General features: G+C 45.7%; 11 protein-coding genes. All 11 read left to right on the top strand.

The annotated features are described in order from the left end of the window. Positions 1-2: 2 nt before the first annotated feature. From BLT66_RS06830 to BLT66_RS06780, 11 genes are read left to right on the top strand one after another with little or no spacing between them, the layout of a single operon-like run. Complete coding sequence (locus tag BLT66_RS06830; protein WP_092756832.1) at positions 3-1112, top strand: XrtA/PEP-CTERM system-associated ATPase; 1110 nt, start codon at positions 3-5, stop codon at positions 1110-1112. Further along, on the top strand, positions 1102-2247 hold the full coding sequence (gene wecB, locus BLT66_RS06825; RefSeq protein ID WP_092756831.1) for a non-hydrolyzing UDP-N-acetylglucosamine 2-epimerase: 1146 nt from the start codon (positions 1102-1104) through the stop codon (positions 2245-2247). The genes BLT66_RS06830 and wecB overlap by 11 nt, the downstream gene beginning before the upstream one ends. Before the next feature lie 16 nt (positions 2248-2263). Continuing rightward, a complete protein-coding gene (locus tag BLT66_RS06820) occupies positions 2264-3127 on the top strand; it encodes an XrtA system polysaccharide deacetylase (RefSeq protein WP_092756830.1) in 864 nt (287 codons plus the stop codon). A 10-nt stretch (positions 3128-3137) separates the two neighbouring features. Then, positions 3138-4175, top strand: a complete 1038-nt coding sequence (locus BLT66_RS06815) for a FemAB family XrtA/PEP-CTERM system-associated protein (RefSeq protein ID WP_255406793.1) — start codon at positions 3138-3140, stop codon at positions 4173-4175. A gap of 5 nt (positions 4176-4180) precedes the next feature. Beyond that, positions 4181-5410 carry a TIGR03087 family PEP-CTERM/XrtA system glycosyltransferase gene (locus tag BLT66_RS06810; protein ID WP_092756828.1) on the top strand — a complete coding sequence of 410 codons (1230 nt, stop codon included), beginning with the start codon at positions 4181-4183 and terminating at the stop codon, positions 5408-5410. Next, positions 5407-6963: an exosortase A gene (gene xrtA, locus BLT66_RS06805; protein WP_176954985.1), complete on the top strand. Its 1557-nt coding sequence runs from the start codon at positions 5407-5409 to the stop codon at positions 6961-6963. Before BLT66_RS06810 ends, xrtA begins: the two co-directional genes overlap by 4 nt. 25 nt (positions 6964-6988) lie before the next feature. Beyond that, the gene (locus tag BLT66_RS06800) at positions 6989-8269 is read left to right on the top strand and encodes a nucleotide sugar dehydrogenase (protein ID WP_092756826.1); all 1281 of its coding nucleotides are present in this window, start codon (positions 6989-6991) and stop codon (positions 8267-8269) included. Beyond that, complete coding sequence (locus BLT66_RS06795) at positions 8257-9447, top strand: TIGR03088 family PEP-CTERM/XrtA system glycosyltransferase (RefSeq protein WP_092756825.1); 1191 nt, start codon at positions 8257-8259, stop codon at positions 9445-9447. The genes BLT66_RS06800 and BLT66_RS06795 overlap by 13 nt, the downstream gene beginning before the upstream one ends. 5 nt (positions 9448-9452) lie before the next feature. Next, the gene (locus BLT66_RS06790) at positions 9453-11387 is read left to right on the top strand and encodes an XrtA/PEP-CTERM system amidotransferase (protein WP_092756824.1); all 1935 of its coding nucleotides are present in this window, start codon (positions 9453-9455) and stop codon (positions 11385-11387) included. Further along, the gene (locus BLT66_RS06785; protein WP_092756823.1) at positions 11384-12604 is read left to right on the top strand and encodes a TIGR04063 family PEP-CTERM/XrtA system glycosyltransferase; all 1221 of its coding nucleotides are present in this window, start codon (positions 11384-11386) and stop codon (positions 12602-12604) included. Before BLT66_RS06790 ends, BLT66_RS06785 begins: the two co-directional genes overlap by 4 nt. Beyond that, a complete protein-coding gene (locus tag BLT66_RS06780; protein WP_092756822.1) occupies positions 12597-13847 on the top strand; it encodes a glycosyltransferase in 1251 nt (416 codons plus the stop codon). Before BLT66_RS06785 ends, BLT66_RS06780 begins: the two co-directional genes overlap by 8 nt. Positions 13848-13851 lie beyond the last annotated feature (4 nt).

Raw genomic sequence — 13851 nt, 5'->3', positions numbered from 1 at the left:
TTATGTACGAATCATTTTATGGTTTAAACACCAAACCATTTCAGCTCAATCCGGATCCTGTTTTTTATTTTGCTAGTAAGCAACATAAAAGAGCTAAAGCATATCTTGAGTATGGTGTTCTTCGTAACGAAGGGTTTATTGTAATCACGGGTGAAATAGGTGCCGGAAAAACAACTATTGTTCGTGGATTATTAGATAGTTTAGATTCTGAAAAAGTCGTTGCAGGAAATCTTGTTAGTACACAGCTAGATGCAGAAGATACGTTGCGCATGGTAGGCGCCGCATTTGGAGTTCGAACTAAAGATGTGTCTAAGGCTGATTTATTAATGGCCTTAGAGGCATTTTTAGTGAGTCAAACAAGTCTAGGTAAACGCTGTTTGCTTATTATTGATGAGGCGCAAAATTTAACTCCTCGGGCAGTGGAAGAACTCAGAATGTTGTCAAATTTTCAATTTGGCAAGCAGGCATTGCTTCAAAGTTTCTTAGTGGGGCAACCAGAGTTTCGGGATATTTTACAGAATCCACAAATGCAACAGCTCCGACAACGAGTTATTGCTGCCTGCCACATTGGTCCCATGGACTTGGAAGAAACGCAGGGATATATAGAACATCGCTTGAAATGTGCGGGTGGTACTGGCCGGCCCAATTTTGATGCAGCCGCATTTGATGAAATTTTTAATGTGAGTGGTGGAATACCAAGACGTATAAATTCTGTGTGTGATAGATTATTGTTGTTGGGTTTTTTAGAGAATAAAGATGCACTCACAGCTGTTGATGTAAGTGAAGTTGCTCGTGAAATTCACGAGGAATCCGGACCTGCTCAGAAATCTATATTCCCAACGTATTTAAATTCATTACCTCAAAGAGAGGAGGTTGGATTTAATATGGGTCGGATTTTGACTTCGAAAAAATTTAACTTGAATCAGAATTTAGATATATCGATTGTAAGTAAAATAAACGAAATTGAGAGCGCTCAGCAAGAAAATCGCTTTGATCGATTGGAGCAAAGTATGTTGCGATTGGAGAGAGTGAATTCAGAAATGTTATCTTTTTTTAAAGAAATATTTAAGCCAATAGATCAATCCGCAGAAGAAAATAAAAATGCTGAATAAAACTTCATTTAATTCTAATCCTATTATTTGCGTAGTAGGTGCCCGACCTAATTTTATGAAAATGGCGCCTATTTTACGCGCTCTAGCACAACACGTGCCTCCTTTGCCTTTTTTGCTAGTTCATACAGGTCAGCACTATGACCGGGATATGAGTGACCAGTTGTTTGACGATTTGCAATTGCCTCGTCCGGATATCAATTTGGAAGTGGGATCTGCCTCCCACGCGGTGCAGACAGCAGAGGTCATGAGGCGTTTTGAACCCATTCTTGATGCGCACCAACCGCGGTGTGTCATTGTTGTGGGTGACGTTAATTCAACGCTGGCTTGTACCTTGGTGGCTGTCAAGAAAGGGATTGCTGTTGCACACGTCGAAGCAGGCTTACGCAGTAACGATCGCGCGATGCCTGAGGAGATAAATCGTATTTTGACCGACCAGATTGCGGATCGGCTGTACACCACGGAGCGTAGCGCCGAAGACAATTTAAGACGTGAAGGTATTGGCCTTGATCGGCTGTGCTTCGTTGGGAATGTCATGATTGATTCATTGCTACACAGTCGAGCACATGCACGTAGCTTCATGGAAACTTTGCGCTCATCCGGTGTTAATCACAGCCTGTTTGGAGTTGGTAAACCTTACGGTGTTGTGACTATGCATCGCCCCTCCAATGTCGATCAACCTGAGACATTGCGTGGGTTACTAGAAACTTTGGCTGAAGTTTCCAAAAAGTTGCCTTTGATTTTTGCACTTCATCCTCGTACTCGAGCCAATATTGACAAGTTTGAATTGTCATCCCTGATCGATTCGAGCCGGATGGTTCTTCTACCACCCCAAGGCTACCTTGAAATGTTGGGCTTGTTGGTTGATGCTTCTGTGGTATTGACCGATTCTGGTGGATTGCAGGAGGAGACAACGGCTTTGGGTGTTCCGTGTTTGACGTTGCGTGAGAATACCGAGCGACCTATTACGATTGAACAAGGTACCAATACCCTAGTTGGGATAGATCGAAATGCGATTATTTCTGGAGTAAATGAAATATTTTTAGGTAATGGAAAGCACGGAAATATTCCAGAGTTCTGGGATGGTAATGCTGCTAAGCGTATCGTAGCCGACTTGGCTCAGTGGATGCAACCCTAGTTCCATAGTTATTTTTGTGAAAAATAATACTATTTTTAATGCACTTACTATTGATGTAGAAGATTACTTTCAGGTATCTGCATTTGCACCATATATTGCACGCTCTAGCTGGAATGATTGTGAGTGTCGCGTTGAGAGAAATGTAAATAAAATATTGGAAATATTGAGTCATCATGATGTTAAGGCGACATTTTTTACTTTAGGATGGATTGCTGAGCGCTATCCTCAATTAGTCAAAGATATTGTTAGTGAAGGTCATGAACTAGCGAGTCATGGATACGGACATGAAAGAGCTAGTGATCTTTCGGAAAAAGACTTTTTTATTGATATAGATTCATCAAAAAAGATTCTTGAAGATATTTCTGGCGTGCAAATAAAAGGTTATAGAGCGCCCAGTTTTTCTATTGGCGCTAGTAATTTTTGGGTGTTTGAGTGCTTGGAGCGTGCTGGCTATAGATATAGTTCAAGTATCTATCCTATTAAGCATGACCATTATGGCATGCCAAACTTTTCTAGATACCCCGTAAAAATTAGCGGTAATTTTTTGGAAATACCGATCACAACCGTTAAATTATTTAATGAAAATCTTCCATCAAGTGGGGGTGGGTACTTTAGGCTCTTTCCATATTTTTTGTCAAAATGGCTTTTGAATCAAATAAATAACAAAGAAAATAAACCAGCTATTTTTTATTTTCATCCTTGGGAGATCGATGTTCAGCAACCACGTGTGATTGGTATTAATCAAAAGACAAAATTCAGACATTACATCAACATCAATAAAATGGAGAATCGTTTGCATAAACTGTTAAATGATTTTCATTGGGATAGAATGGATTATGTGTTTTTGAATAAAGAATATAATGGTGTCGACAGTGTCTGAGTCTGCGCCCGTGCTGCTAATCAAGCGACTTGCATTTGGAGATATTGCTACAGCAAAGCGTTGGGATGCTTTTGTATCTAAGTGCTCAACCGCTACATTTTTTCATCTTGCGGGATGGCAAAACGTTATACGGAAAGTATTTAGACACGATACCTATTTCTTGTACGCGGAAGCCAATGGGGAAATTGGAGGTGTTTTACCTTTGGCTCATGTAAACAGCTTGCTCTTTGGCAATTCACTGGCTAGCTTGCCATTTGCTGTTTATGGGGGATGTGCTGCATCAAATTCCCTGGTCATAGATGCGTTGGAAAATGAGGCAAAAGAAATAGCGATCCGACTTCAAGTTTCACATTTGGAGTTTAGAAATACCGTTCGCCAACATGAAGATTGGCCTTTGCAGGATTTATACGTTACCTTTCGAAAAGAAATATTTGCAACGGAAGAGGAAAATTTATTGGCGGTTCCGCGGAAGCAGCGTGCCATGATTCGCAAAGGGATAAAAAATAATTTGACCAGCGAAATAGATTTTGGCGTAGAGCGATTCTTCGATTTGTATGCAGATAACGTACATAGGCATGGAACACCTGCAATGCCAATATCTTATTTTCAAGCGTTAATAGATGAATTTGGCGATAGCTGTGAAATATTAACAATTGCTTCCGCCGATGGGCGACCATTAAGTAGTGTGTTTAGTTTTTATTTCCGAAATGAAGTTCTTCCTTATTATGCGGGTGATGATTTGTCTGCTCGGGAATTGGCGGCAAATGATTTCAAATATTGGGAGTTGATGCGTCGGGCGTGTCTTCGTGGATTGAAAATATTTGATTACGGACGTAGTAAAAATGGTACCGGCTCATTTTCTTTTAAGAAAAACTGGGGGTTTGAGCCTACTCCTTTAAATTATGAATATTGCTTATACAAACGTGACGATGTTCCACAAAATAATCCCAGTAATGTTAAATATAAGTTTTTAATTAATGTTTGGCGTCGTATGCCTATTTCTATGGCAAACGCAATTGGCCCGTTTATAGTTAGAAGCTTGGGCTGAGTATCTTGCAAAATTTGTTATATCTGGTACATCGACTTCCGTATCCCCCAAATAAAGGTGATAAGGTTAGATCGTACAATCTTCTTAAACATCTTTCTTCTCAATACAATATATTTCTTGGAACATTTGTTGATGATCCTGATGATTTTAAATATATTGATGTTGTAAAAAAAATGTGTGTTGATGCACATATAGAGAAATTAAATCCTATTTTTTCGAAAGTACGTAGTGTTGCCGGACTTTTAGGTAATGACTCTCTTTCGTTGACCTATTATCGTAGTTCGTCTTTTGAAAAATGGGTATCCTATGCTGTGAAAAAAAATAATATCGATATAGCAGTGATTTTTTCCTCTGCGATGGCTCAGTATGTATCAGATATACCGAATTTTAGATTTTTGGTAGATTTTGTGGATGTCGATTCAGCTAAATGGACTGAGTATGCTAATCGACATAAATGGCCTATGTCATGGTTGTATCGCAGGGAAGGCCGGAATTTATTGAGATATGAGAGTGAAATTTCTAAAAAAGCTGAGCATTCATTTTTTGTAACTGAAAATGAAGTTAATTTATTTAAGAGGTTGTCATTTGATTTTTCGGAAAAAATAAGTGCATTAAATAATGGGGTTGATGCCGAGTATTTTTCACCGCGTGAATTACGTGCATCGCCATTTTCATCGAATTTGAAAGACTCCGTTAAGTATTCTCTTGTATTCACTGGAGCGATGGATTATTGGCCAAATATTGATGCAGTATTGTGGTTTGTGGGTGAAATACTCCCAAAGTTGAGTGAAAAATATCCACAATTATTTTTTTATATTGTGGGAAGAAATCCAACGTCTGCTGTGCTTGATTTGGCTTCGGACAACGTTATTGTTACTGGCACTGTGTCGGATGTGAGGCCCTATTTACAGCATGCTTCGGTTGTCGTCGCTCCGTTGCGAGTTGCACGTGGAATTCAGAATAAAATTTTGGAGGCTATGGCAATGGCCCGAGCAGTAGTTGCCTCAGCGACTTGTGTTGACGCCATCGATGCACTGAATGGTCAGGAAATTTTTGCTGCTGAGACCGTTGATGATTTCGTTTTGAAAATTAGTATGCTGCTAGATAACCCAAATCTGGCTAAAGAGATGGGATGTACCGGCAGGCTCAAAGTTTTAGAGAGCTACAGTTGGACGGCCCACTTGATGGGAATCAATAGATACCTTGATATTCCTGAAACTCGGTGCGTGTTGTGAATCAAGACGAATATAATTATTCTAAAGCTTGGCGCCAATCTATATTGGCTTTTGCCGTGCTGTTTATTTTGGTATTATTTTTGTTCCGCGATACTTTCTGGGGAATGGTATCTATTTGGCTTCGTTCCGAAACTTTTACACACGGTTTTTTTGTTGCCCCTATTGTATTTTGGCTTATCTGGCGACAACGAGTATTGATTTCCACAAGAGTTCCTCAAGTTAATTTCTGGGTTTTAATTCCTTTACTTGGAATTATTTTCTTTTGGTCTTTGGGTGACCTGGCATTTGTGAACTCTGTTACACAATTGTGTGTGGTCGCATTATTGGTATTGTTGGTACCTGCTATTTTTGGATGGGCTATCACATCGATAATTATTTTCCCCCTTTTCTTTTTATTTTTTTCCGTACCTCTTGGTGAGTTTCTTTTTCCTCAATTGATGGAATGGACCGCTAATTTCACAGTTTTTGCATTGCGACTTAGTGGTGTTCCTGTTTACCGTGAAGGACTGCAATTTGTTATTCCTTCTGGAAATTGGTCAGTTGTGGAAGCTTGTAGTGGAGTGCGTTATCTGATTGCCTCGTTGACAGTGGGAACTCTTTTTGCTTATCTCAACTACCAGTCTTTCCGTCGCCGAGTTTTTTTTATACTGATTTCAATCATTGTTCCCATTTTTGCGAATTGGATTCGCGCTTATCTCATTGTCATGTTAGGACATTTTTCGGGGAATAAGCTTGCGGTGGGAGTTGATCATATTATCTATGGATGGTTATTTTTTGGTTTGGTCATTGTTTTAATGTTTATGGCGGGTGCACGATGGGCTGAGCCATCTCGTGTTGTTGAATTATCCGTTGGGGAAAAAAAATTATCTTCGGAGATTTTTCACTCTGTTCCTTTGATCGCATTGTCTTGTTTTTTAATTATTATTATTTCTCTGCCTTGGTTGGTGCAGAAATTTTTATATAATAAAAATTATTCATATACTTCTCCCTCTGAAACATCTTTGGTTTTAAAGACTGGCTGGGTACTTTCCCCCAAGTCTTCGTGTGCAGAATTGAAGCCTGTTTTTAAGAATGCTTCACTTGAACTAAATAATTGTTATTCTAATAATGAGAATGATAATGTTGGTTTGTATATTGGTTATTATCATGAGCAAAGTTATGATAAGAAGCTGGTAAGCTCTGATAACGTATTGGTTGCAAGTAATGATCGATACTGGGCGCCAGTCGGCGTGGCAAGCGGGCAGGCTGAGGCGGGTCCTATCCGATTTCCAGTCAAGGCTACAGAGTTACGAGATACCACCGCAGGGGGGCAACTAACTGACGCTCGGCTGCTTGTCTGGCAGGTCTACTGGATAAATGGAATACTCACTAAAAATGATCATTTAGCTAAAATCTATAGCGTCCTGCAAAGACTGCTTGGGCACAAGGACGATTCTGCCGTCATAATTTTATATACGGAGAAAAAAAGTGATGGTAAATCAGTTTTTCTGTTGAATGAATTTCTGAATAAAAACTTTGATGTCGTTGATAAATATCTAAAGAGTGGTTTTTAGTCTTAATTTTGAATGAGATTTTGATATGAGCGTTGTTGCAGTAATTGGTTTGGGCTACGTTGGTTTACCTTTGGTCGTTGAGTTTGGTAAGCATTTTCGAACGATAGGTTTTGACATCTCAATTTCCAAAGTTGAATCTTGCCAAAAGGGTGTAGATCCTTCTAGAGAATTGTCTGATGAGGAGATGCGTGCGGCATCTAGCGCAGTTTATACGTCTGATCCGAAAATGCTGGGCGAGGCAGATATTATTATTGTTGCCGTTCCTACACCAGTCGATGCTGCGCATATTCCGGATTTCCATCCTCTCATTGGATCTAGTACCAGTGTTGGTAGAAACATGAAGAAGGGAGTAATTGTCGTATATGAGTCTACGGTTTATCCTGGTGCTACAGAAGAAGTTTGTATACCGGTTCTTGAACGTGAGTCCGGTATGAAATGGAAGCAGGATTTTTTTGTGGGCTATTCGCCCGAGCGTATAAATCCTGGCGATAAAGAGCATACGCTTACAAAAATTCTAAAAGTTGTTTCGGGTGATACTCCGACTACTTTAAAAAAAGTGGCTGAGCTTTACGAAAAAATTATTATTCCTGGCGTTCATCGCGCATCTTCAATTAAGGCTGCTGAGGCTGCCAAGGTTATTGAGAACACACAGCGTGATTTGAATATTGCACTCATGAATGAGTTGGCAATTATTTTCGATAAAATTGGAATTGATACTACCGAAGTTTTGGAGGCGGCCGGAACAAAATGGAACTTTTTGAAGTTTAAACCGGGTTTGGTTGGCGGGCATTGCATCGGTGTGGATCCTTATTATCTTACCCATAAAGCTGCTATGTTGGGCTATCAGCCGGAGGTTATTTTGGCGGGTCGTCGAATTAATGACAGTATGGGTAAATTTATTGCCGAACAAACGATCAAGCATATGATTTCCGCGGGTAGCTATATTAAAGGCGCTCGCGTTAATATACTTGGATTGACTTTTAAGGAAAATTGTGGTGATTTACGTAACTCTAAAGTAATTGATATTATTAATGAGTTGAAATCCTACGGCGTTGAGATTTTTGTAACTGACCCGCAAGCAGAGGCTGAAGAGGCTATGCACGAATACGGCGTTCGATTATTGTCGTGGGATGATTTGCCTCGCGCTGATGCCATTGTGGCTGCCGTTGCTCATAAAGAGTATGCGGAGCTATCCGTAGAGGATTTCGGGAAAAAATTAATTAAAGGTGGCGCTTTTATTGATGTTAAATCGGCATTTGATAGCGGTGCAATACAAGCCGCCGGCTATAAATTGTGGCGACTGTAAAGGATAAGCGTCCTCTGGTACTGCATGTTGTGTATCGATTTGATACTGGCGGGCTGGAAAATGGAGTTGTCAATTTGATTAATCATATGTCGATTGATTCTTATCGACATGTGGTTTTGGCCTTGACGGAAGTTACTGATTTCCACCATAGAATTACTAGAGGTGATGTGGATTTTTTTGCTCTGAATAAATCCCCAGGCCATGCTTTCAAGTTGTATCCCCAGTTATTTCGAATTTTCAGGAAATTGCGCCCGGATATTGTCCATACGCGTAATCTTGCGGCTTTGGAGGTTGTCGTTCCAGCCTGGTTTGCCGGTGTTGGTGTCCGGATTCACGGTGAGCATGGCCGAGACGTGGGGGATTTAGACGGTAGTAATCGAAAGTTCCAATGGATACGTCGTATTTACAGCCCATTTGTTAACCATTACTTGGCTTTATCGCGCGATTTGGCTTATTACTTGGTAGAGAAGGTAAAAGTGCCTTCTTCTAAAGTGACTCAGGTTTACAACGGTGTTGATTTGGCTCTGTTTTCGCCATCGCAGCCGGGGTGTTCTTTGGTGGTCGCAGGATGTCCGTTTACCGGCTCTGGCTTGTGGATTGCCGGTACGGTCGGCCGCATGCAAACAGTGAAGGACCAGGTCACATTGGCGCGCGCTTTTGTCCGTGTTCTGGAAATCGCGCCGGTACTCCGGTCACGCTTGCGTCTTGTTTTGGTGGGTGATGGTGACTTGCGTACCCAGTGTCAGGCAGTGCTGGACGCTGCTGGCGTAGCTGATCTTGCCTGGTTGCCGGGTGAGCGTAGTGATGTTCCTGACATTATGCGAAGTCTGGATTGTTTTGTGCTGCCATCTTTGGCCGAAGGCATTTCCAACACTATTTTGGAGGCGATGGCCAGTGGTCTTCCGGTTGTCGCGACCGACGTTGGAGGTAATGCCGATTTGGTCGTTCATGGAATTACCGGACACATCATCCCGGCGGCCAATGTTGAAGCCATGGCATTAAGTCTGCTGCAGTTGGCTTCGGAGCCCGAACTGGCCCGATCCATGGGCCTTGCAGGTCGTTTGCGCGTTCTAGAAAAATTTAGTCTGCAAGCGATGGTTGGTACATACCAAGGCTTGTACGATCAGCTGCTGCGCCCCGCGTTGGGCAATTTGCAATTACCTCCAACAACCAGATAAATACCATGTGTGGAATCACCGGCATTTTTGATACTCGTGGTGGCCGTGACATAGATCGGGCTGTTTTGCACCGGATGAATGAATCCCAGCGCCATCGGGGACCTGTGGAGGGCGGAATGCATCTGGAGCCTGGTGTTGGCTTGGGGCATAGACGTTTATCGATCATTGATCTCGCTACCGGCCAGCAACCGCTTTTCAATGAAGATGGTTCGGTTGTGGTGGTGTTCAACGGCGAAATTTACAACTACCAAGAGCTAATTCCTGAGCTGCAAGCTCTGGGGCATGTATTCCACACCCGCAGTGATACCGAAGTCATCGTTCATGCATGGGAGGCCTGGGGCAAGGATTGCGTCAAACGGTTCCGCGGCATGTTTGCTTTTGCTTTGTGGGACCGCAATCTAGGCACCTTCTTTCTGGCCCGTGACCGCTTGGCGGTGAAGCCGATGTACTACGCCTTGCTGGACGACGGCATGTTGCTTTTCGGTTCGGAGCTCAAATCCCTTATGGCCCATGGTGGCCTCAAGCGTGACATGGATCCTTTGGCCGTCGAGGAGTATTTTGCCCTGGGCTATGTCGCCGAGCCGCGGACGATTTTTCGGCAGGCCAAGAAGCTGTCTCCCGCCCACACATTGACCATCCTCCGTGGACATGCGATCCCGGATCCCGAACAATACTGGGATGTGCGTTTCTCGCTGGACAACCAGATCGGCGTGGAAGAGGCCTGTACCGAACTTGATGGGCGACTCAAGGAGTCGGTGCGCTTGCGCATGATTGCCGAAGTGCCCTTGGGTGCGTTTCTTTCCGGTGGCGTTGACTCTAGCGCTGTGGTGGCCGAAATGGCCCAGATATCCACGGAGCCGGTAAATACCTGTTCGATTGCTTTCGATGATCCGGCTTTCAACGAATCCGAGTTCGCCAAGACGGTGGCGGATCGTTATCGCACCAATCACCATGTGGAGATGGTGAAAAGTGATGACTTTGATCTGATTGACACTTTGGCGAGTTTGTACGACGAACCGTTTGCGGACAGTTCAGCCATCCCTACCTACCGTGTATGTCAATTGGCGCGTAAGCATGTCACGGTAGCCTTATCTGGCGATGGTGGAGATGAGACCTTTGGTGGCTATCGGCGTTACCGCTTGCACTTGATGGAGGAGAAAATGCGCTCCTCTATGCCGTTGGCGCTGCGGCAACCTCTGTTTAAAACCCTGGGGCGCATGTATCCAAAGGCCGATTGGGCGCCGCGGATGTTCAGGGCAAAAACTACTTTTGAAGGTCTTTCTCGCAACTCGGTAGAAGCCTATTTCCACTCCGTGTCGATTTTGCGTGACCCGATGCGTGAGCAGTTGTTCAGTGGCCGATTCAAGACCGAGCTTGCGGGATACAACGCGCAGGAAGTATTTAACTACCATGCAGGCCGGGCGAATACCGATGATCCACTCGCGCTGATTCAGTACCTCGATTTGAAAACCTATTTGGTGGGTGACATTAATACCAAGGTGGACCGTGCCAGCATGGCCCATTCATTGGAAGTAAGAGAGCCGTTGATGGACCACGAGTTGGTTGAATGGATGGCGACACTGCCATCTTCGTTAAAGGTCCAGGGGCAAGAAGGCAAGTATCTGTTGAAGAAGGCCATGGAGCCTCGTCTGCCCCACGATATTTTGTACCGCCCCAAGATGGGGTTTTCAGTACCCTTGGCCCGCTGGTTTCGGGGGCCACTGCGCCAGCGGGTACGTGATGCCGTGCTCGGCCCACGGTTAGCGGAAACGGGATGGTTCAACCGCAAATACCTTGAGCATTTGGTGGATTCTCATGATTCGGGCGCGCGTGACTACAGCGCTCCGCTGTGGACTCTGCTGATGTTTGAGGCATTTTTGCGCAATGTTATGCAGTCGGATGTACAGGTGTCTGCTCCGATGGAGGCTGCGCCCGTATGACGCGGATATTGCATGTGCTGGACCATTCCATTCCCTTGCACAGTGGTTATACCTTTCGAACGCTGTCTATTTTGCGAGAGCAACGCAAGCTGGGTTGGGAAACTTTTCACCTCACGACACCCAAGCACACTGCGGATGGCCCGCTGGAAGAAACCGTAGACGGTTGGCACTTTTATCGCACTGCTGCGCCCGCTGTCGCTGGACGTTTACCTGGTTTGGGCGAACTGGCATTGATGCGCCAAGTGGAACGTCGTTTGCAACAGGTCGCAGAACTGGTACGTCCCGACATACTGCATGCGCACTCTCCCGTATTGAATGCGCTTCCGACGCTGCGGGTTGGCAAGCGATTGGGAATTCCGGTCGTTTACGAAGTGCGTGCTTTTTGGGAGGACGCGGCCGTAGACCATGGAACAACCGAGGAGGGCAGTTTACGCTACCGATTTACGCGCCGGCTCGAGACCAGGGCGCTCAAGCGCGCCAACCATGTGTTCACCATCTGTGAAGGCCTTCGGGCCGATATCGTGGCACGCGGAATTCCTGCCGAGAACGTGACGGTGATTCCCAATGCGGTGGATATCGAATCGTTTGATGTTGGGGGCGTGCCGGATATGGCGCTCAAGAGCCAATTGGGCCTGGCCGGTAGCACGGTCCTTGGTTTCATTGGCTCCTTTTACGCTTATGAAGGCCTGGATGTACTGTTAAATGCTTTGCCGCAGATTCTGCAACGCGTGCCTAATGTCCGGGTGCTTCTGGTGGGAGGCGGGCCACAAGACGCGGCTCTGAAGGCCCAGGCACAAGCCTTGGGTATACAAGACAAAGTAGTTTTTACAGGGCGTGTGCCACATGCCGAGGTGCGTCGTTATTACGACTTGGTTGATGTCTTGGCATATCCACGGCACTCCATGCGTCTCACAGAGTTGGTAACTCCGCTGAAGCCGCTGGAAGCCATGGCACAGGGCCGATTATTGGCGGCGTCCGACGTCGGTGGACATTTGGAGTTGATACAAGACGGTAAAACAGGGACCTTGTTCAAGGCGGATGACGCGGATGCACTGGCAAGCAAGGTACTTGATTTGCTGGCGAATCAAGATCGCTGGCCCGCACTGCGAGCCCAAGCGCGCTCTTTTGTAGAAACTGAGCGCAATTGGCCCGTCAGCGTTGCACGCTATCGTCCTGTGTATGAGCGATTGCTTGCCCAGCGAGCCGAGCATGCGTGACAACAAGCCGAGGCTTGTTGTGTTCAGCTCGCTGTTTCCGCACCCAGGGCAGCCGAATGCTGGGCTGTTTATCCGTGAGCGCATGTTCCGCGTGGGTCAAGCTTTGCCACTGAAAGTGGTGGCTCCTGTTCCATGGTTTCCTTTTCAAAGCCTGATTCGCAAATGGCGTCCGCACTTCCGACCAGATGCCCCGCGGTCAGAGTTGCAATCAGGTGTAGAGATCTTTTACCCGCGGTATTTTTCTGTGCCGGGTATCTTCAAGTCCTTGGACGGGCTTTTCATGGCGCTGGGCAGTTTGTCCACGCTGTGGCGCCTTAAACGCCAGTTTGACTTTCAAATCATTGATTCCCATTTTGCGTATCCAGATGGCTATGCGGCCACGCTTCTGGGACGCTGGCTGACGCTTCCCGTGACGATTACTTTGCGGGGCACCGAAGCACGCCTGGCCAAGAGTCCTTCCCACCGTCGTTTGATGCAGAAGGCCATGGCCCGGGCCGCACGGATATTTTCAGTTGCAGATGCATTGAAGCGAACAGCAGTGGAGATGGGGGTACCTGCAGACAAAGTCCGCGTGGTTGGCAATGGGGTTGATCTAGCAAAATTTCATGCGCTCCCGCAAGTCCAATCGCGGCAGGCTTTGGGATTGCCGTTGGACGCCCCGGTATTGGTGTCTGTTGGTGGACTGTGTGAGCGCAAGGGTTTTCACCGCGTGATTGCCTGTCTACCCGACCTGAAGAAGATATTTCCGGCCATCCGGTTTTTAGTGGTCGGAGGCCCTAGCGCAGAAGGGGATTGGACGGCGCAGCTGCATAAGCAAGTTGCCGATTTAGGTATGCAGGAGGTCGTGCACTTCTTGGGCGCGATGCCTCCCGATAAGCTCAAGCTGCCTTTGTCTGCAGCCAATCTGTTTGTGCTTTCCACCCGTAACGAGGGTTGGGCCAATGTGTTCTTGGAAGCAATGGCGTGCGGTCTTCCTGTGGTGACCACCGATGTGGGCGGTAATAGCGAGGTGGTGTGCCAACCCGATCTGGGCTATGTCGTTCCTTTTGAAGACCAAGCCGCTTTGTTGCAGGCCATGCAGAAAGCGCTTGGTCAAACCTGGAATCCACAGCTCATCATGGACTATGCCCGTGACAACTCCTGGGACCAGCGGGTCGCTGTACTGTTGCAGGAATTCCGAGCCATTGCAGCGGGTTCTGCTCAAGAGCTGATTCTGCAGCCCACGTCCGCCAAGGGACCTTAAAACC

The organism is Rhodoferax sp. OV413, from assembly GCF_900104385.1.
In the GTDB taxonomy this organism is placed as follows: Bacteria; Pseudomonadota; Gammaproteobacteria; order Burkholderiales; family Burkholderiaceae_C; genus Rhodoferax_B.
Note: the sequence above shows the minus strand (reverse complement) of the source record. Positions and strands in the feature narration are given on the sequence as shown.